Source organism: Lentilactobacillus raoultii (assembly GCF_900411375.1).
GTDB lineage: Bacteria > Bacillota > Bacilli > Lactobacillales > Lactobacillaceae > Lentilactobacillus > Lentilactobacillus raoultii.
The window spans coordinates 44,883-64,364 of record NZ_LS422991.1 but is presented as its reverse complement, the minus strand read 5'-3'; the positions used below and the strand labels follow the sequence as shown (position 1 = coordinate 64,364).

Here is a 19,482-nt window from a genome sequence, read left to right as displayed (position 1 = left end):
TTTAATTCATTTATCAAGCAGTTTAATCGTCAGGGGTTGGTTTGTCAAGATGGGGCTTTAACTGATCTTAAATTGCATTTTAGGACCGGCTCCCGTATAATTAAGGGCAGAAAAATACTATACTCCTTTAAAAACAGCCCAGTGAGTCTGTTAAGGAATGCCATTAATGAACATTGTTCTTCCAGAATATACATCTGGTAAGGGATGCCTTGACTCGTCGTGAGCTGGGGCATTCTTTTTTGATGGAGAAGTTGGAGGACTGTGAGGAATGGAAAATAAAACGTTTGGCCGGGTGGTGGCGATTCCAAAAGCCAATCGGCACCAATCTTACTGGGATATGTTTGCTACCTGGGTTGGGGCAAATGCCAATAATGGCACCTGGTACGTTGGCGGTGTGATCGCAGCTTGTGGATTTGCAACGGCCTCCACCTCGCTCATCATCGTGGGCATTATTACTTATTTATTATTGGCACTTTCCGGATATATGGGCTATCAGACCGGCTTGCCGGCAATGGCCTTGACTCGGGCTTCATTTGGCCTAAGGGGTAGCTTCTTACCCTCGGTGATTAACGTGATTCAATTCATTGGTTGGGCGGCGGTTAACACCTTTATTGCCGCCACATCAATTAGCTACATTCTCCACGATGTCTTGGGCTGGCCGGTTTACGGTAAGCCCGGTGGTTTGAAAGGCCTGGTTTCAGGCATCATCGTGATGAGCATTCTTCACTTGTTAAGCATTTCAATGGGCGAACGGTCAGTTCAAATCATTGAACGAGTCGGGATCGTTCTCGTATTTGTCTTAGTGATCTGGGAATGCGTGGTCGTTTTTCAACACGTGTCTTTTTCACAGATTATTGCTTGGCGACCACCTCACAATTTAAAAATGAGTGCCGGGCAGGCGGTCGACGTGTTAGCAGCGTTTAATTTGGCATGGGTTACGGCCGCTAGTGACTTTACGAGATTTGCTAAAAAGAAGCGTAGTTCAACTCATGCGCCATTTTGGGGTGCTAATCTTGGTCTGATCTGGTTTGCGATGATTGGCGTTGTGTCAACCATTGCGACGGCCATTACCCTATCACATTTTGATGCTAACAATTCCGATCCATCCACTATCGCCAGCAAACTGGGTCTGGGTGTCTTGGCCATGTTGGTGATTATTATTACCAGTACGACGGCCAACGCAGTCAATCTGATGTCCGCCGGCTCCGCACTGACCAATATGACTAAACGGTTATCGTTGACCGTTAGTATTGTGGTGGTAACCTTGGTTGCGGTCATTGTCACTTTCATTCCGATTTTTTATGCCACCTTTTTAGATGTCTTCACCGCTTTTTTGGACGGAATTGGGATGTTCTTAGGACCAGAAATTGCTATTTTTTTTAACAGATTTTTATCTAATTTCGCATCGGCGTTATGAATTTGAACATTTTGCACTTCGAGATGGGAAATACTGGTATACTGGTGGCATCAATTGGTTCGCCATTGGTTCATGGGCTGTTGCAGTAGTTTCGTATGGCTTCATCAAAACCATTCCATTGTTGGCAAAGTCAGTTGGGGCAACGTTTCTTTCGATGATCATCGCAGCTGTTCTCTACCTAGTTTTAAACCGACTTTTTCGTCATGATCGGGAGGAATCAAACTAATGATAACCATTCGAAAACAGACTTTGGGATTAGATGACGTTGAAGTCGATCATGACTACGTGGACTGTACCTTTCGGGTTTCAAATCAGCCGATTCGAATTAGCGATGTGACGTTTGATCACTGTCAGTTTGAACAGACCAATTTTGATCAAAGTGATTGGAATTTTGTGGTGTTTAAAGGGTGTCAATTTCTCAACGCCAGCTTTCACCAAAGCTATTTTTCCAACAGTCAATTTATCGGTAGCCAGTTAATGGGGGCCGATTTTTCTGTTGGCACCAAACTGACAAATGTGTCGGTCACTGATACCAATCTGCGATACGCGAATTTTAGTGAGTCAACGATGGTCAAGGTTCATTTTAATCAGGTGAATTTGCAGGAAACCGCTTTTCAGGCTGTGACTCTCAAAAAAGGACTGGTATTTTCTCAATGTAACCTTGATCAGAGCGATTTTCTGGACACCAAGTTAAAAGGGATTGACCTGTCCCAATCTCGTTTTGAAACGCTCACGGTTAGTCCTGAACTGATTAGGGGATTAATCATTAACCCATGGCAGGCAAGGTCACTAATTGGGCTGCTGGGGGTGGTTGTTAAAGATGATTGAGGAAATAATGATCAAAGCCGGCTAACGTGATGAAACAATTCCTGAAAAATCATGCTGGTCTGAACTTAGACAATGATATACTGAATGATGGTCGAAAACTTGGCGCGCTTGTGAAAGCCTCAGCAATTGTTTAGAAGATTTTTTAAAAATATGGTGATTTGCGTGAAAGGAGCATCAGCCATGAGCCGGGAACCAATTGAAAAGCGCTTCTTTTTTCACATTCATCCGCTTGCGGCGACGGTATACTTCGCTGAACTCATTAGCTTGTTACTATTTTTTAATCATCTTTCAATCGTGGCCACATCATTTTTGCTGATCACGTTTTTAAACTGGGATTATCTTGGTGGTCAACGAGTTTGGCAGCAACTTAAGATCGACTTTTGGATATTTCTCGTGATTGTGGCATTTAATGTGTTATTGAATCAAAGTGGCCGTCCTTATATCTGGCAAATCACGTTCTTTAATGTACCATTTAAGCTCTCACTGTCGGCATTGTTGTATGGCGGTGTCATGGGGTTGATGCTGGTTGAAATGTTAATGATGTTTGCGCTGTTGAATGCCATTTTGACGACTAATAAATTATTAGCGGTTTTTTCGCCGGTAAGTCCCAGATTTGCTTTGCTGGTCGTTCTTTCGGTCAATTTAGTGGGGACCTTTACCCGGCAATTCAAGCAGCTGGTGATGTATCAAAAGACTCGTAATGTGGCGTTAAAAGTCGGCTCACCCAAGCAGCGGGTAGAAACCGCTATGCACTTTTTGAATCTTTTACTTGAAACGTCACTGGCTGCCGGGATGGAAAAAGCCCAGAGTATGGATGCCCGGGGCTTTGGTGCCACCAAGCGTAGCCATTATCAGGCATTTCGTTGGCAAACTGGCGATAGTGGCTTTGTGGCAACAACCTCATTGGTTTTCTTAGGGTTACTGGGCTTGAGAATTGCTTCGTTTGGCTGGACCACTTCCGCGTTAGACTTTAATTGGACGTTTCCGATTACTGATGGCTGGATTTCGGGCTTATTTGCCGGTTTCTTATTAATGCCGATTATTTTTGAAAGGGCGACTGATTTATGGATCAATTAATCAGGCTGACTCATTTAACTTTTACATATCCCCATGCTGAGCAGCCGACCCTCCAAAATGTTGACTTGACCGTTAATCAGGGCGACTTTTTAGTGATCGCCGGTGATAGCGGCAGTGGCAAAACCACGCTGCTACGGCATTTGAAGAAGGAACTATTGCCTAATGGTCAACGCGAGGGGCAAATAACAATAACCGGCCAATCAATTTCTGAAATGACGAAGCTGCAAAGTGCTCAAACAATTGGCTACGTTAGTCAGAATCCAAGACATCAGCCGGTAATGCCCACAGTGATTGAAGAACTGGCCTTTTCACTGGAAAACATTGGCTGCCCAAGTCGAGAAATTAATCGCCGGATTGCAGAAATGACCACTTATTTGGGATTGGATCACTGGTTACACCAGTCGATTGAAACCTTGTCAGGAGGGCAACTCCAGCTGGTTAATCTGGCCGCGGTCTTAATCTTGCGGCCAAAGGTGATTCTTTTAGATGAGCCGACTGCCCAATTGGATCCGTTAATGACGCGAAATCTCATGGCGATTTTGGCCAGGATTCATCAGGAACTTGGGATGACCATTGTGATGACCGAGCATAATTTGAGTTTACCAATTACTTTGGCAACCCGGATGGTATTATTGAATCAGCGCACCATTGCGGCAGATGGCTCACCAGCTTCAATTATGGCAAAAATGTTTTATCAACCAACTACGAAGCGTTTTGTCCCAGAAGTACCGGCATTATTTTTAACTTACTATCCCCAAGCTAGTCCATTACCCCTTTCAGTAATGACTGCTCAGCGGCTAATCCGCGCCCGGAAATTTCGGTTTAAGTCGGTTCCTCATTTGACTCATGACTTAAAAACGGCAGCTGGTGAACAACCGATTTTGGCGATGAAAAATGTTTCCTTCTCGTTTAATGCTGAGCAAAACGTGGTGGACCATTTGAATTTGTTCGTAAATAAGGGCGATTGGTTGACGATCGTTGGCAAAAATGGGTCCGGTAAGTCAACCCTCTTAAGCTTGATGGCCGGCTTGCGCAAACCACAATTCGGAAAGATCAAACTGAATCGCCGCCTTATTTGGAAACTGTCCAACCTGCAACGAATTCAACAACTGTCATTTTTATCTCAAGAGCCGACCCTCCAATTTGGTCAGGAAACAGTGATTCAGGAATTAATCGTCCAGGGACAACAACTGGAAATTAAAAATGTCGCGGAACGGGCCGCGAGAATGCTTAAAGACTGTCGCTTAACACACTTGAAATCTCAAAATCCATTTGATTTAAGTGGTGGTCAACAGCGGCTATTGGGGCTGGCAATCGCATTAATGGCCGAACCTGTGCTACTAATTTTAGATGAACCGACCAACGGTTTGGATCCGAATACTAAATACATTGTTGGAAAGCTGTTAAAGGATTATCAACGCAGCGGGGGCACTATCGTGATGGCGACACATGATATGGCCTTTGCGGCGGAATTCTCCGACCACTGCGGGTTTATGTTTGATGGCGACTTGGAGACCATTTTACCGAGGCGGCAATTTTTCTCGGAAAATTTTTTCTTTACGACAGCGGTTAATCGACTGCTGAGAGATCAGGTTCCAACCGCCATTTTAGTCGATGATGTGGTCGCGGAAAAGGGGGATGTAAATTGAAACGTTGGTTTTCCGGCTGGGCTATTTTTCAACTGGGAATAATTTTTATGGTGATGGCGGCATTTCTGGTTCTGTCATTACTTTTACGTGGGCAACATTACCTAATGTTTAGTTTGATGATCCTATTAGCCAGTCTTTTAATGGTGTACTGGCGATTTGAACATACGCCCCTTAAAACGTCAACCCTCATGTTCATGGCAATCTTGGTTGCATTGGCGGTAGTTGGACGATTGGCGTTTGCGGCGATTCCCAGTGTTCAAGCGGCCAGTTTTGTGATTATAATGGGGGCAATGATTCTTGGTCCCGAGTTGGGCTTTGTTGTGGGTGCCACAACGGCCTTGGTTTCAAACCTCTTTTTGGGTCAGGGACCATGGACACCATGGCAGATGTTTGCCTGGGGATTGATGGGGTTCACAGCGGCACTAATTGCCCATACGATCATCGGTAAGCGATTGGGATTGCTGATTGTTTTTGGAGCACTCTGGGGATTCTTATTTGGCTGGATTATGGATATCTGGTCGATCATGACTTATGTTCATCCGCTAACGATTAAATCAGTCCTCGGGGGCTTTATATTGAGTTTCAAGTTTGATCTTTTTCACAGTGTTTCAAATGCAGTGTTACTGGCACTGTTTTCAAATCCTTGGCAGAAGTTGTTTCGACGACTTGATGATAAATACAGCTTTTTGCCGACTACCAAACATGAAGGGAAGTAGATTTTTGATGAAAAATTTTAAGCGGGTTTTAATGGTTTCAGTGGTTGGATTATTGGCGCTTGGGGGGATGGCACCGGCCACTACCATTAGTGCCGCCAGCAGCCAAACCGCATCGACAAGTTATCAACGTTCTAAGGTGACGGCCAGTTATCGGTACGCTAAAAAGATGTTAGTCAAGAACCGTACAGGTTTATCCGGCAAAACAACGGCCTTATTCAGTCGCAAGGCCTATCCGGCGACTGGTGCAGCTGCCGGTTATTCCGATTTTCTACTGGGACTTAAGGGGTTAGGCTATCATTTTACTAAGACCCAACGACAACGGGTGGCAAAAAACCTGGTCTTAAATAAAAAGAGCACCCCGGGTGAGTTGGCCAATGCCATTATGGCTTTAAGAGCAGTTGGCTATAATCCACAACGCTTTACCTTGGCCGGCTCCAAGCAAAAAGTTAATTTAGTCAGTGCGCTTTACCGAAAGTCAATGACTAAACAGACCGTTAACGTCCAAAGCCAGGCATTGATTGCAGTATCAATGAGTTCAAAATTCAAGCGCCCGTCAACGGCTAAATTCTCAAAGAATAGTTTAAGTAATTTGATTGTCAAGAACCAACAGAGTAACCACGGCTGGGCCTACAATAATACAGCTGCAGCGGTTGATAGTGATACAACGGCCATGGCAGTCATTGGGCTAGCCCGTGGCAAGGGAACCACCACCGCCATTCAAACTGCGTTGAAAAACGGTCAGAGTTATTTAAAGAAGGCCGTTTATGACAATGGTGCTTATGGTTATACTTACAACGGTAAAAATGTGCCAAATGCCAACTCCACTGCGGAAGCAGTCATTGCCTTTTCAACTAAATTGAATACCTTAAAGTACGCCAACAGTGTCTTTAAGAGTGGTCAAAGTGCTTCACCATTGCGGGCAATGTTAAGCTATGTTAATTCAACCGGTTCAATTAAAGGAGCTGCCAGTCAAACACTGGGTGTCGGCCAAGTCAACTTGGCTAATGCGGCTTATCGCCAAGCTCAGAAGAAACAATCGGTCTATTCACTTAATTAATTAGTTGAGGCAGTTTTATGAAAAAAATGATCGGTATTTTGATTGCGATTGTTCTGGTAGTTGGGTTAGCGGTTGGTATCCGCGAAGTAATGGCCCAACATGCCCAAGAACATCCCAGAACAGCGCAATCAAGTCATCCTGCTAAATCGGATCAATCCACTAGTTCGAAGTCTAAGTCAAAGCAAAAGCATCGGGCAAAGGCCAAACAGACATCCAAAAAGCATTCCGCAGCTTCATCGAAAAAGCCGACAACTACCGGTCGTTCGAGTGATCGCCGTGCCAATAAGAAGTCGCATTCCAATGCACGCCATCATGCCCCGGCGTCTTCCGGGCAGTCCAAGTCTTCTAAACACCCGTCTTCTAAGGCAAAAAAGAAGGCTAATCGGCAACCCACCAGCAAGGCGAAGTCTCAAAAGAAGTCCTCTCGTCAAAAGCGAGTTGCAACGGCTAAGGCCAAGCCAAAGTCAGCTCATCACTCTGATGTCGTCGGCAAAGCGTATGTGAAGGTTTCTGGATATAAAAAACAGTTTTATGCCGGTTTCCAAAAGATTACCGGTAAAGCAACGGCTTTCTCACTCTTGATGAGGACCCATCTAAAAGTGAGTTACACTAAGAGTCCGGACGTCTACGTGAGTGCCATTAACGGGTTGAAGGAAAATGATATTCGTCCCGGTAGTGGTTGGATGTATTCGGTTAATGGCAAGTACGTCGATAAATCAGCTGGTGAAAAGCGAGTCAAGCCTGGTGATCGGGTTCACTGGTATTTTTCAGTTGATGGATATAAGCCTTAAACTCAATTATTTTAAAATTTAATTATTTAATCATGAGGTGTCTGGATCAGTAATTGGTCTAGATGCTTTTTTGAATTGATAGCTGTTTTGAGGGATAGATTCACAAAAATGGATTTAGTTTAAGGCTTGACATAGTTAATAAATAAATATGCAAACAGGCCTTGACAGTCCCGGCACTTGCAGGTAGATTAAATATACGTGAAATTATCATTAAAATAGGATGAATTGTTGACAATTTAATCGGAAAAGCCAACTATTATTCGGTTTTTAATAGCTGAATTCAAATAATTCATTGACACCTACAAAGGATGGTGGCTAGTTTATGGACAAATCGTACCGGCAACAACTGCATTTAGCGGACAAAACATACCGGTTCTATGATATTGATGCATATATGGCTGATAGGGGTCGGGATGTTAACTCCCTACCTTACAGTATTCGGATTTTACTGGAAGAAGCCCTTCGGCATGCTGATCAGGATCCTAAGCGAGAGCAGGTCCTTTCTGTTTTTGATGACTGGGATCACCAACATGATCAGGATATTCCCCACCAGCCGGAACGGGTGATTCTTCAAGATTTGACAGGTGTCCCGGCTCTGGTAGACTTGGCGGCAATTCGGGATGCCGTTGCCAAACGTGGTGGCGATGTCAACTCAATTAACCCCGAAGTGCCTGTTCACTTGGTAATTGACCACTCAGTACAAGTTGATCACTCTGGCAACGATGAAGCTTTTTCATACAATATTCGACAGGAGTTTAAGCGAAATGCGGAGCGTTATACTTTTTTAAAATGGGCGCAAAACAGCTTTGACAATTTAACGGTGATTCCGCCTGACACTGGGATTATTCATCAGGTGAATTTGGAGTATCTCGCGGATGTAGTTCATGCTAAGCAATTAGCTGATGGTAGTTATGAAGCCTTTCCAGACACGTTGGTCGGTACTGATTCCCATACAACCATGATTAATGGACTAGGTGTTTTAGGCTGGGGAGTTGGCGGCATTGAAGCAGAATCCAGCATGCTTGGTGAAGCCACCTATATGCCCATGCCAAAAGTAGTTGGTGTCAAACTAACCGGTCAACTCGGCGAGGGGGTTACGGCGACCGATTTGGCATTGGCTTTAACCCATTTATTGCGGGAACATAACGTGGTTGGTAAATTTGTTGAATTTTATGGTGACGGCATGCAGCAACTTCCGTTAGCCTATCGGGCAACAATTGCCAATATGGCGCCCGAATATGGTGCCACGTGCGGCTTCTTCCCAATTGACCAGCAGACACTTGACTATTTGAAGCTAACTAACCGATCATCACAACAAATCGAACTCGTTGAACAGTATGCCAAACACAATCATCTGTTCTACAATCCTAAGGAGACTCGTCATTACAGTGAAACGGAGACATTGGAATTGGCCACGGTGCAAAGTAGTTTAGCTGGGCCAAATCGACCACAGGATACGGTTTATTTAAAGGATATGCCCAAACAATTTGATGATCGACGTGACCTGCCTGATTATCCGATCACTGTTAATGGAAAAAAATTCAAGATTCGGGTCGGATCCCTTGGAATTGCGGCTATTACCAGTTGCACCAACACGTCCAACCCACAGGTCTTGGTAGCCGCTGGCTTGGTTGCAAAAAAGGCGGTTAGCTTGGGATTAAAAGTGCCGGATTACGTGAAAACATCGCTGGCGCCCGGGTCACGAGTTGTCACTCAATATCTAAAAGCCGCCGGGCTACAGCCATATCTGGATCAATTGGGCTTTAATCTGGTTGGTTACGGATGCACCACTTGTATTGGTAATTCGGGTCAATTAAAAGAAGATTTGCAAACGCGTCTAACTGACGATCCTTATCCGATTGCAGCGGTTGAAAGCGGTAATCGAAACTTTGAGGGTCGGGTTAACCCCTTAATTAAGGATACCTACTTGGCTTCTCCGCCCTTAGTGGTTATTTATGCTTTGGCGGGGACCTGTGATATTGATTTGACGACGCAGCCCGTTGGAAAAGATCAAACCGGCCGACCGGTTTATTTAAAGGACTTGTGGCCAAGTGATGCTGAAGTTGATGAATTGACGCATCAATATCTTAAACCAGCCGAATTTCAAAAGAACTATCAATCGATTTTAAATCAAAATGCGGCTTGGGATCGGTTACCGGCACCTCATTCAGCAACTTATCAGTGGGATCCACAGTCAACGTACTTAGCCTCACCACCGTTCTTTGATGACGCGGCGGGCAGCAAGCACCTGACGGGCTTACGGGTCTTAGCTAAGCTTGGGGATTCAATTACTACCGATCATATTTCACCGGCTGGCTATATCGGGGCTCAGACACCAGCTGGCCGATACCTGAAATCCAAGGGTGTTGCGATTAAAGATTTTAATTCATATGGGTCGCGTCGTGGCAACCATGAGGTGATGATGCGGGGAACCCTGGCGAATATTCGGCTTCGAAATCAACTAACGCCGGATAAAACCGGTGGCTTCACCCGGTATTTACCAACTAATGAAGAGACCACTATTTTTGAAGCAGCTCAACGCTATCAAGCTGATCAGACAGGCCTGGTCATTTTGGCCGGTAAGGACTATGGGATGGGGTCATCCCGTGATTGGGCAGCCAAGGGCGTTAAACTATTGGGCGTTAAAGCCATTATTGCTGAAAGCTTCGAACGCATTCACCGGGCCAACTTAGCCATGATGGGGGTCGTGCCGCTTCAATACCTGCCGGGCCAAACGGCTGAAACGCTGGGCCTGGATGGCACCGAGACTTTTTCAATCGAATTGGCTGGTCAGATCGCTCATGTAACGGCAGAAAAATCCGGCCGGCAAGTCAAGTTTGATGCGACAGTTCGTTTTGACACGCCGGTTGATTGGACTTACTACCAGGACGGCGGCATTATGCCAATGATTGTGGCTAACAAAGTTGGTTCAAAAAAAGCACCGCAACATGAGCGGATTCAATAGCCGGAGGTGATAAAAAATGGCATTACCTAAAGGCTTAGCCGGTGTGGTCGTTGATCAAACCAAAGTGAGCTCAACTCAAAACGCGGTACTGACTTATTCGGGGTACCCGGTTAGGGAACTGAAAAATGCGCCTTTCGAAGAAGTGGTCTTTCTGTTATGGCATTCGCGACTGCCAACGACTAATGAGTTACACGATTTTAGAAAACAGTTGGTTTCTCAAATGGCGTTACCGTATGAAACGGTTCAATTAATGGCCCGAATTGCCAGAGAGCCGCAGCACCCAATGAGTATTTTGCGGACAACGGTTTCACTGTTGGGGACGACAAATGACGTTGAGCGCGATGAGCCACCACGAATTTTGGCTAAGATGTTAACTGCGATTGCAGCAATTATTCGCATTCGGGCTGATCTGCCAATTAAGCATGTTCACCGGGAATGGGGAGTGGTGGAAAACTTTATCTACCTTTTCTCGGGAAAGCGGCCAACATCAGATCAAGTCGCAATGTTTAACACGGTGATGGTGCTTCATGCCGATCATGAATTTAACGCCTCGACGTTTACCGCTCGGGTAGTGGCTTCGACTCAATCTGATGATTATTCGTGTTTGACGGCTGCTATCTGTGCATTAAAGGGGCCACTTCATGGTGGTGCCAACGAACAGGTTTTTAGGATGCTTGAAACCATTCGCCAAACCAAGCAGGATCCAATTCAATACGTAAAGGATCAAATTGCCCGTGGTCATAAAATTATGGGCTTTGGTCACCGAATTTATAAAAATGGTGATCCCCGGGCAGCGATTTTACGCAAAATTGCTCATCGGTTGGCCGTCACGACTGGAAATGAAGCCTACTTCACTTTACAGGAACAGATTCGTCAGTATATGTTTGATAAAACCGGCCTTCATCCAAATGTGGATTACTATACCGCATTGATTTATCATTGCTTTAATTTGGATCGGCAAGTTTTTACCACGATGTTTGCGGCTTGTCGAACGGCAGGCTGGTTGGCTCATATCATTGAACAGCAGGCTGAGGGATGTTTGATCAGGCCATCATCCAAATACATTGGTAAAACCGATCGGCATTACCTTACCGACAAGGAGGAAAATAGCGTTGACTGAAGAAAAAATCACCATTAAAAATGGTCAGCTTCAGGTACCTGATCAACCAACCATTCCCTTTATTAAGGGGGATGGCATTGGTCCTGAGATTTGGCAGGCCGCTAAAGTCGTCTTTGATGCGGCTGTTAAAAAAATTTATGATGGGCAAAAACGGATCAATTGGTTACCGTTACTAGCCGGCGAAACGGCTTATCAACAAACCGGACAGTGGCTGCCGGATGAAACACTGGCGGCTTTAAAAAAGTATCTGGTCGGCATTAAGGGCCCGTTAACAACGCCGATTGGGGTGGGCCATCGTTCGATTAATGTCACATTGCGACAGGAGTTGGACTTATACGCCTGCCTGCGACCAGTTCACTATTATCCCGGTACGCCGTCGCCGGTTGTCCATCCTGAAAAAGTTCAAATTGACGTTTTTCGGGAAAATACAGAGGATATTTATGCCGGCATTGAAAGTGATGTTGGGACTGAAGATGCCAAGGCTTGGAAAGAGCTGTTGGCCAAGCAGGGTAAGTTGAGCAAGGTTCGCTTTCCGGAAACTTCGGCTTTTGCGATCAAACCGATTTCAAAACAGGGCTCTACCCGACTGGTCAATGCGGCCATTGATTATGCATTTTCTCACCACCGGCATACGCTCACTTTGGTGCATAAAGGAAATATCATGAAAAAGACCGAAGGCGGCTTTAAAAAGTGGGGCTATGAAGCTGCAGAAAAGTATGGTAACCAAGTCTTTACATGGCATCAGTACGAAGCAATTAAGGCTAATCAGGGTAAAGCAGCGGCTGATGAAGCCTATCAACAAGCCAAAAAAGCGCAGAAATTAATTGTTAATGATGTCATTACCGATAATTTCTTTCAGCAGGCACTCCTTCACCCGGGCCATTTTGAAGTAGTTGCCACGATGAACTTAAATGGTGATTATATTTCCGATGCATTGGCGGCTCAGGTCGGTGGCATTGGCATTGCACCGGGTGGCAATATTAATTATCAAACCGGCCGGGCAATTTTTGAAGCAACTCACGGTACGGCCCCTCAATTTGCCGGCCAAAACAAATTAAATCCGACGTCGTTGATCTTGTCGGGTGCGATGATGTTTGACTACTTGGGATGGACGGAAGTTGCCCAATTGATCCGGCAAGCCATTTCTCAAGCAATTGAGTCGCATCATGTCACTACCGACTTTGCCAAACAACCGACAGATACCGTTTTGAGTACCAGCGGGTTTGGTGATTACGTTGCTGAACTGATTGAAAATGCGCCTCAAAAAACACTTACCAAATAATTATTTTCGACACAATAATTAAATACGAAAAACACCTTGATGATATTTTTACCAACTGGTAAATCTTTTCATCAAGGTATTTTTGGTAAGTCATTAATTTTTAGTGGTTGATGTGTTGGTTGTGAAAGTCACGTTGATGACTTTGGCAGGCAATTTGTTAACAGTTCGGGCAGGATTACCAACCACGGTAGTTTTATCGGCCACATTATTTAATACGATTGCCCCCGCTCCAACTTTACTAAAGGCACCGATCGTGATGGTGCCAAGCAATTGGGCGTTGGCACCAATAAACGCCCCTTTTTTTACATAGGGATGTCGCCGACCTTCAACGGCTCTTCTGGCACCCAACGTCACGCCATGCAGGATAGTGACGTCATCTTCAATAACGGCAGTGGCACCGATTACGACACCAATTCCGTGATCGATGAAAACGCGCTTACCGATTTTGGCTTCCGGTGAAATTGAAATCCCAGTTACTTTGGCGGCATGTTGACTTAGGAGGCCGGCAATTGTGTAAAATCGATGAAAAGCCAGAAAGTGAGCGATTCTGTACCAAAACAGGGCGCGGATTCCGGGGTAGGTTAAGAGAACTTCCAAGAGACTGTGGGCTGCCGGATCACGCTTGAGAACGGACCTTGCTGTTTGAAACATTTTTCTTACTCCCCTTAAGCTGATTGAAGCCACGTTCCAGATCGGCTAACAAATCCTTTTGATCTTCAACGCCAACCGAAAGGCGAATCAATTCGTCTTTAATACCGTTCTTCAACCGAATATCGCGTGGAATCGAGCCGTGAGTCATCAAAGCTGGAATCTCGATCAAGCTTTCCAGCGCCCCCAGACTTTCAGCCAATGTGATAACGTGCAGTTGTTCGACAAATTGCTTTGGATCCAGCCCATTCTGTAATTCAAAAGAAATCATGGCGCCAAAGCCGTGCATTTGTTTTTTGGCAACTTCATAATCAGGATTGTCAGGATCACCAGGATAGTAAATTTTGCTGACAAGTGGTTGGTTTGATAGATAATTGAAAACGGCTTCGGCATTGGCTAAATGAGCACGCATTCGAAGAGACAACGTTTTAATCCCACGTTGCAATAACCAGCTTTCCTGAGGTGCCAAAATACCGCCAATGGCATTTTGAAGATAGCCGATTTTTTCGGCCAACTGGTCATCTTTAGTGACAATCAGGCCGGCAATTACATCGCTGTGACCGCCCAGGTATTTGGAAGCACTGTGAAGAACGATATCGACTCCCTGTTCCAGCGGCCGCTGAACGTAGGGCGAGGAGAAGGTGTTATCGATAATGCTTAAAATTTGGTGTGCTTTGGCAATCTTGGCAACTGCCGCAATATCGGTCACCCGTAAAAGCGGGTTGGTTGGAGTCTCCAAGTAAATGGCTTTGGTATCCGGCGTAATCGCTTCTTCAACAGCAGTCAGGTCACGGGTGTCAACCACTGTAAAGGTCATGCCAAAGCGTTTTAAAACGGCGTCAATCAGGCGGAAGGTACCACCATAGACATCATTGCCAATAACAAAATGGTCACCGGCAGAAAACATTGAGAAGACTGTATCGATTGCAGCTGAACCGGAGGCAAATGCAAACCCGGCTGTGCCGCCTTCCAGCTCGGCAATTAGTTTTTCAACCGCTTCTCGAGTCGGGTTTCCGGAGCGAGAATACTCATATTTATTTTCACCGATTTTTTGTTGGTGAAAGGTTGACGCCATATAAATTGGGACCGAAACCGCCCCGGTTGTTTTATCTTCGCTAATGCCACCATGAATTAATTTTGTATCAAATTCCATTTTAATAACCTCACTTTATTTTTATTCATAAATATTTTCGCTCATGTAACGTTCACTACTATCTGGGAAAATCGTGACAATGGTACTGTTCTCAGGAAGTGTCTCAGCGACCTTTAAGCTGGCAGCCAAAGCGGCGCCGCTTGAACTGCCAATGAATAATCCCTGCTTTTTAGCCATCTCCCTAACTTGATGAAACGCATCGGCATCGGCAATTGTTAAAGTTTTGTCGATGGCAATATTTTTGAAAAATGGCGGAACAAATTCAACACCAATCCCTTCCGTCCGATGGGGATGGGCAGGCCCGCCATTTAAAATCGAGCCTTCAGGTTCCACAACGATGGTTTGAGTTGCCGGATTCTGCTCTTTTAAGTAACGGGCGACACCTGCAAATGTACCACCGCTGCCCGCACCGGCAACAAAAGCGTCAATTGGGCTATTGAGGTCATTAAGCAGCTCCGGTGCCAGGGTGTGATAGTAAGTATCGGGGTTGGCCGGATTCCTGAATTGCATTGGAACAAAGCTATCGGGGGTTTGATCGTGAAGCGCCTCAGCTTTTTCAATGGCGCCCTTGATGCCTTGATCACTAGGGGTGTTAATTAATTTGGCCCCCAAGGCTTTCATCAACTGTTGCTTTTCAAAACTGAATTTTTCCGGCACAACCAAAATGGTTGGTAAATGATGTTGTTGGGCGGCGAGGGCAACGCCAATTCCGGTATTGCCGGCGGTGGGTTCGATAATCGTTGTCACGCCTTCGGTCACCTGACCGCGATTAATGGCATCTTGAATCATGTATTGGCCCAGCCGGTCTTTGATGCTGCCTCCGGGATTAAACATCTCCAGTTTGGCATAGATATGACTGTGATTTGGAATATTAATTTGCAGATCGATCAGTGGTGTTTGGCCGATCAATTCTGAAACGGAATGAATAAGCATGAGAAAGATCCTTTCTAATAATTTGTCGGTGTTAGCTATTTGGATGCTAGGAAAAATGGTCATAATAGTATAGAAAAAGGGCGCAAAATTCTGAAATTCAGAATTTTCGCGCCCTTAGTTCAATTCCAGCCAAGTGGACATTGAACTCTTTTTAGGTCATGACTTCCCAAAAAATGTCAATGCTAACAGGCCGAACATCGCCAAAAACGCGTTGTTCGACAGCAACAATTAATCGCATTAAACATTGATTGATTCATCATGACACCTCCGAAATTTTTGTTGTCATTAATATACACAATTCTAAAACCGCTGTCAATCATTTTTGGACTAAAAGATAAAAAAATCATGATAAATAATTTGGAACTCTAATTTATTTATCATATTTTACGGAGCGGATTGAGCGTAAGTTCAACAATTTAACTGCCTTTCGTCATGGTTGTCAGTTAATATTCTTAAAATAACCGGTATTTTATATAGAAAGTTGATATAATTAATATGACTAGGGCATTTGATTAAATCAATTCATTAGAAAGGTATAATTATGGACATTCAAAAGTTTATTAATCGGCGAAAACAGCTTGGTCTCTCACAAAGCGAGTTGGCGAAGGGGATTTGCACCCAGGCAACCATCAGCAAATTTGAAAACACTGGCAAAATGATTTCAACCAAAATTTTAACGCAACTGTGCCAGCGCTTAGGACTTTCGCTAAGCGATATTTTTCCGGGGCCGCTTGATCAGGACGCAACGATTTTGGAAAAACTTCATCAAGCTGAATTCAAGTTGATTACGATGGAATATGAAGAAGTTGCTGAGACGTTGTCAACGATCGCAATAACGCAGATGGGCGATTCCAATACTAAAATGGAATACCTATTCATTAAAGGCTATTTAATGGCGCTGGGGGATTATCCAATCAATGACGCCGTTTTTTGCTTTGACCAAATTTTAAACGGTCTGGATGACGTTCACCAAACCATTTTCTCGCAGTTAGCTTATGTGGGACTAGGAATCGCCTATGAACATGCCGGAAATATTGAACGGGCTGACTTTTATTTTTCCAAAGTCCCTAAACAATTAATGATGCCAAAGGATCAAGATGTTGACAGTGTTTGGAAAACGCTGACGATGTTGTTTTATACCGGCGACTTTTATTCGTATCAAAATGACTTTACAACCGGCAATCAATTACTTAAATCGCTGATTTCACTCAGTTCAAGGCAGCATGTGACTTTTTACGTTGCCAGAGCACAGTTTCGATTGGCTAGGAATTATGCTGCTCAACAGGTTGACCCAAAGCTGGTTAACGAAACGATTCGGGATGCTTATGCGTTCGCCAAATTTAATGGTAATCAAAAATTAATTGCCAGAATCAACGATTACTCACATTAATAAAGGTAGGCCAAATGTTATCGAGGGTGCCGGCCTTTTTAAAATATCAGAAAATAATTAATGGTTTTGCGTATCACCGTTTCAATTTGAGTGTCGGATTGAGTGTTTACTGAATTTTTTTAAATTTTTTTTGCTAAATTAAAAAGCGTTTCCATTGGCGGTAACTCACAAATCCCGTTTTAATTACTTACAATTATTAAGTTAGGCTCTCCTAAATTCATATTTACTTTACATTGGATTATGGTAATATTGGATTTGAACTTAAAAGGAGGTACCTATGAAAAATGGTAAAAGATAAAGCTCCGAAGAAGCAACATTTGATTCACTATGCAAATGGACCTTCATTGGAAGAAATTAATGGAACAATTGAAGTTCCGAAGGGCCGAGGATTCTGGAAAACGTTGTTTATGTACTCGGGGCCTGGCGCACTAGTTGCCGTTGGTTATATGGATCCTGGTAACTGGTCAACTTCAATTACTGGTGGTCAAAACTTTGAGTACCTGCTCATGTCTGTTATCTTAATGTCGAGTTTAATTGCGATGTTACTTCAATACATGGCGGCTAAACTGGGTATTGTGTCACAGATGGATTTGGCTCAAGCAATTCGTGCCAGAACCAGTAAAACACTTGGATATGTGCTGTGGATTTTAACAGAGTTAGCTATTATGGCGACTGATATTGCCGAAGTTATTGGTGCGGCGATTGCGTTGTATCTGTTGTTCCACATACCATTGGTTTATGCCGTCTTTATTACGGTCTTTGATGTATTGCTTTTGCTATTATTAACTAAAGTTGGTTTTAGAAAAATTGAAGCAATTGTTGTTTGTTTGATTTTAGTTATTCTGTTTGTCTTTGTTTATGAAGTTGCACTTTCAGGTCCTAACTTCGGTGACATTGTTAAGGGCTTAATTCCAACTGGGCAGACTTTCTCAAGTGGTGATAAAGTTAACGGTGATACACCATTAACTGGTGCCCTGGGAATTATTGGTGCGACGGTCATGCCTCATAATCTGTATCTACATTCTGCGGTTTCTCAAACCCGTAAAGTTGATCATAGCGATCAAGAAGATGTTGCACGAACGGTTCGTTTTGCAACTTGGGATTCCAACATCCAACTATCTTTTGCTTGGGTTATTAACTCATTGCTTCTAATCATGGGTGTTGCGGTATTTAAGACTGGCGCCGTTAAGGATCCGTCATTCTTTGGTTTGTTCCAAGCTCTATCAGATTCTTCAATGTTGAGTAATGGGGTATTGATTGCGGTTGCCAAATCTGGTATTCTGTCAATTTTGTTTGCGGTCGCACTGTTGGCTTCAGGTCAAAATTCTACTATTACCGGTACGCTAACCGGACAAGTCATCATGGAAGGCTTTATTCATATGAAGATGCCATTGTGGCTGCGTCGTTTGGTTACTCGTTTGATTTCAGTTATCCCAGTTTTGATTTGTGTTGCTATGACGAGTGGTGAATCACCAATTCGGCAACATGCGGCGTTAAATACATTGATGAATAACTCGCAGGTCTTTCTGGCCTTTGCGCTACCATTCTCAATGTTGCCATTACTAATGATGACCGATAACTCAAAGGAAATGGGTGATCGTTTTAAGAACACGTTGTGGGTTAAAATTCTTGGCTGGATTTCTGTTTTAGGGTTGACTTTCTTGAACATGAAAGGACTTCCTGATAACATCACAAGTTTCTTTGGCGATAATCCTTCTGCAAGCAGTGTTTCACTGGCACATACGATTGCTTATATCATCATTGCTGCCATCATTGCGTTGTTGATTTGGACAATTTATGATTTGTGGTCAAGCAGAAATAAGATGCCAAAGCGTTTTGAAACGACTGAAGAGCACTATAATAAAGATAAGGCTGATAAAAGTAACGCCTAGTGCTGCTGACAGGAGGCTTAGCGAGTAAATGGATAAAGAAAATTCACCACATACAAAGTTTAAACGAATTTTAGTAGGGGTAGATGATTCACCCGATGCACAATTGGCATTTAGATATGCAGTTTCGGAAGCACGGTTGTCCGATGCATCGTTAGTCATCGTTTCGATCCTTGAAAGCGAAGAAATGAATGTTTATCAAGCGCTCAATAAAGATTATGTTCATGGTGAACGTAAAGAATTGGTTGCCCATCTTAACGAGTATCGAAACTTGGCATTACGTGCCGGAGTTAAAACGGTTGATACAGTTGTTGAAGAAGGTGACCCTGGTGAAACCATTGTTAAGAGTGTTATTCCAGCGGTCAATGCTGACTTGTTAGTCGTTGGTTCACTTTCGAAAAAAGGTGTTCGGAAGTATTTTGGTTCGCAAGCAGCATACATGGCTAAGTATTCACCAATTTCGGTAATGGTCGTTCGTTAATCGGAATTATCTAAAATGAATTAAATACGAGATAAAGTTGAGAGGAGCTGGGCACAGGAAAATTATCTGTACCGGCTCCTTTTTCA

General features: G+C 44.0%; 15 protein-coding genes and 1 pseudogene. 13 read left to right on the top strand and 3 right to left on the bottom strand.

Annotated features, from left to right (window positions below):
• The first annotated feature begins 268 nt into the window (after positions 1-268).
• The 10 genes and pseudogenes from ED605_RS09505 (at position 269) to icd (ending at position 12,902) form a co-directional block, all read left to right on the top strand.
• Positions 269-1,643: pseudogene (locus tag ED605_RS09505) on the top strand (cytosine permease).
• Complete coding sequence (locus ED605_RS09500) at positions 1,643-2,245, top strand: pentapeptide repeat-containing protein (RefSeq protein ID WP_121978665.1); 603 nt, start codon at positions 1,643-1,645, stop codon at positions 2,243-2,245. The pseudogene ED605_RS09505 and the gene ED605_RS09500 overlap by 1 nt, the downstream one beginning before the upstream one ends.
• Positions 2,246-2,425: 180 nt before the next feature.
• Positions 2,426-3,322, top strand: coding sequence for an energy-coupling factor transporter transmembrane component T (locus ED605_RS09495; RefSeq protein WP_121978664.1), 897 nt, complete (start codon positions 2,426-2,428; stop codon positions 3,320-3,322).
• Positions 3,310-4,971, top strand: coding sequence for an ABC transporter ATP-binding protein (locus tag ED605_RS09490; RefSeq protein ID WP_121978663.1), 1,662 nt, complete (start codon positions 3,310-3,312; stop codon positions 4,969-4,971). Before ED605_RS09495 ends, ED605_RS09490 begins: the two co-directional genes overlap by 13 nt.
• Positions 4,972-5,024: 53 nt before the next feature.
• Positions 5,025-5,687 (top strand): ECF transporter S component, encoded by a 663-nt coding sequence (locus tag ED605_RS09485; protein WP_162919789.1) that lies wholly within the window; start codon positions 5,025-5,027, stop codon positions 5,685-5,687.
• 7 nt (positions 5,688-5,694) lie between these two features.
• Positions 5,695-6,744, top strand: a complete 1,050-nt coding sequence (locus tag ED605_RS09480; protein WP_225419102.1) for a fucose-binding lectin II — start codon at positions 5,695-5,697, stop codon at positions 6,742-6,744.
• Between the two features lie 17 nt (positions 6,745-6,761).
• Positions 6,762-7,535 carry a DUF4430 domain-containing protein gene (locus tag ED605_RS09475; RefSeq protein ID WP_121978661.1) on the top strand — a complete coding sequence of 258 codons (774 nt, stop codon included), beginning with the start codon at positions 6,762-6,764 and terminating at the stop codon, positions 7,533-7,535.
• 322 nt (positions 7,536-7,857) lie between these two features.
• The gene (gene acnA, locus ED605_RS09470) at positions 7,858-10,500 is read left to right on the top strand and encodes an aconitate hydratase AcnA (protein WP_121978660.1); all 2,643 of its coding nucleotides are present in this window, start codon (positions 7,858-7,860) and stop codon (positions 10,498-10,500) included.
• A gap of 16 nt (positions 10,501-10,516) precedes the next feature.
• Positions 10,517-11,620, top strand: coding sequence for a citrate/2-methylcitrate synthase (locus ED605_RS09465; protein ID WP_121978659.1), 1,104 nt, complete (start codon positions 10,517-10,519; stop codon positions 11,618-11,620).
• The gene (gene icd / locus ED605_RS09460) at positions 11,613-12,902 is read left to right on the top strand and encodes an NADP-dependent isocitrate dehydrogenase (protein ID WP_121978658.1); all 1,290 of its coding nucleotides are present in this window, start codon (positions 11,613-11,615) and stop codon (positions 12,900-12,902) included. The genes ED605_RS09465 and icd overlap by 8 nt, the downstream gene beginning before the upstream one ends.
• A 93-nt stretch (positions 12,903-12,995) precedes the next feature.
• Here icd and epsC read toward each other — a convergent pair whose 3' ends face one another.
• From epsC to ED605_RS09445, 3 genes are read right to left on the bottom strand one after another with little or no spacing between them, the layout of a single operon-like run.
• Positions 12,996-13,553, bottom strand: coding sequence for a serine O-acetyltransferase EpsC (epsC, locus tag ED605_RS09455; RefSeq protein WP_121978657.1), 558 nt, complete (start codon positions 13,551-13,553; stop codon positions 12,996-12,998).
• Positions 13,519-14,703 carry a trans-sulfuration enzyme family protein gene (locus tag ED605_RS09450; RefSeq protein WP_121978656.1) on the bottom strand — a complete coding sequence of 395 codons (1,185 nt, stop codon included), beginning with the start codon at positions 14,701-14,703 and terminating at the stop codon, positions 13,519-13,521. The genes epsC and ED605_RS09450 overlap by 35 nt, the downstream gene beginning before the upstream one ends.
• A 21-nt stretch (positions 14,704-14,724) precedes the next feature.
• Positions 14,725-15,636: a PLP-dependent cysteine synthase family protein gene (locus ED605_RS09445; RefSeq protein WP_121978655.1), complete on the bottom strand. Its 912-nt coding sequence runs from the start codon at positions 15,634-15,636 to the stop codon at positions 14,725-14,727.
• A gap of 541 nt (positions 15,637-16,177) precedes the next feature.
• On the opposite strand from ED605_RS09445, the gene ED605_RS09440 reads away from it, so the two are divergent.
• The 3 genes from ED605_RS09440 to ED605_RS09430 all read left to right on the top strand — a co-directional run bounded on the left by ED605_RS09440 (position 16,178) and on the right by ED605_RS09430 (position 19,396).
• The gene (locus ED605_RS09440; protein WP_121978654.1) at positions 16,178-17,026 is read left to right on the top strand and encodes a helix-turn-helix domain-containing protein; all 849 of its coding nucleotides are present in this window, start codon (positions 16,178-16,180) and stop codon (positions 17,024-17,026) included.
• A 284-nt stretch (positions 17,027-17,310) separates the two neighbouring features.
• Complete coding sequence (locus tag ED605_RS09435) at positions 17,311-18,918, top strand: Nramp family divalent metal transporter (protein WP_121978653.1); 1,608 nt, start codon at positions 17,311-17,313, stop codon at positions 18,916-18,918.
• A gap of 28 nt (positions 18,919-18,946) precedes the next feature.
• Complete coding sequence (locus ED605_RS09430; RefSeq protein ID WP_121978652.1) at positions 18,947-19,396, top strand: universal stress protein; 450 nt, start codon at positions 18,947-18,949, stop codon at positions 19,394-19,396.
• Positions 19,397-19,482 lie beyond the last annotated feature (86 nt).

What these genes read in the sequence shown, in the direction of transcription:
- ED605_RS09475 (WP_121978661.1), top strand. Translation starts at nt 6,762, where the DNA reads ATGAAAAAAATGATCGGTATTTTGATTGCGATTGTTCTGGTAGTTGGG.
- ED605_RS09445 (WP_121978655.1), bottom strand. Translation starts at nt 15,636, where the DNA reads ATGCTTATTCATTCCGTTTCAGAATTGATCGGCCAAACACCACTGATC.
- ED605_RS09430 (WP_121978652.1), top strand. Translation starts at nt 18,947, where the DNA reads ATGGATAAAGAAAATTCACCACATACAAAGTTTAAACGAATTTTAGTA.
- epsC (WP_121978657.1), bottom strand. Translation starts at nt 13,553, where the DNA reads ATGTTTCAAACAGCAAGGTCCGTTCTCAAGCGTGATCCGGCAGCCCAC.
- ED605_RS09480 (WP_225419102.1), top strand. Translation starts at nt 5,695, where the DNA reads ATGAAAAATTTTAAGCGGGTTTTAATGGTTTCAGTGGTTGGATTATTG.
- ED605_RS09485 (WP_162919789.1), top strand. Translation starts at nt 5,025, where the DNA reads ATGGCGGCATTTCTGGTTCTGTCATTACTTTTACGTGGGCAACATTAC.
- acnA (WP_121978660.1), top strand. Translation starts at nt 7,858, where the DNA reads ATGGACAAATCGTACCGGCAACAACTGCATTTAGCGGACAAAACATAC.
- ED605_RS09435 (WP_121978653.1), top strand. Translation starts at nt 17,311, where the DNA reads ATGGTAAAAGATAAAGCTCCGAAGAAGCAACATTTGATTCACTATGCA.
- ED605_RS09500 (WP_121978665.1), top strand. Translation starts at nt 1,643, where the DNA reads ATGATAACCATTCGAAAACAGACTTTGGGATTAGATGACGTTGAAGTC.
- ED605_RS09495 (WP_121978664.1), top strand. Translation starts at nt 2,426, where the DNA reads ATGAGCCGGGAACCAATTGAAAAGCGCTTCTTTTTTCACATTCATCCG.
- ED605_RS09450 (WP_121978656.1), bottom strand. Translation starts at nt 14,703, where the DNA reads ATGGAATTTGATACAAAATTAATTCATGGTGGCATTAGCGAAGATAAA.
- ED605_RS09465 (WP_121978659.1), top strand. Translation starts at nt 10,517, where the DNA reads ATGGCATTACCTAAAGGCTTAGCCGGTGTGGTCGTTGATCAAACCAAA.
- ED605_RS09440 (WP_121978654.1), top strand. Translation starts at nt 16,178, where the DNA reads ATGGACATTCAAAAGTTTATTAATCGGCGAAAACAGCTTGGTCTCTCA.
- ED605_RS09490 (WP_121978663.1), top strand. Translation starts at nt 3,310, where the DNA reads ATGGATCAATTAATCAGGCTGACTCATTTAACTTTTACATATCCCCAT.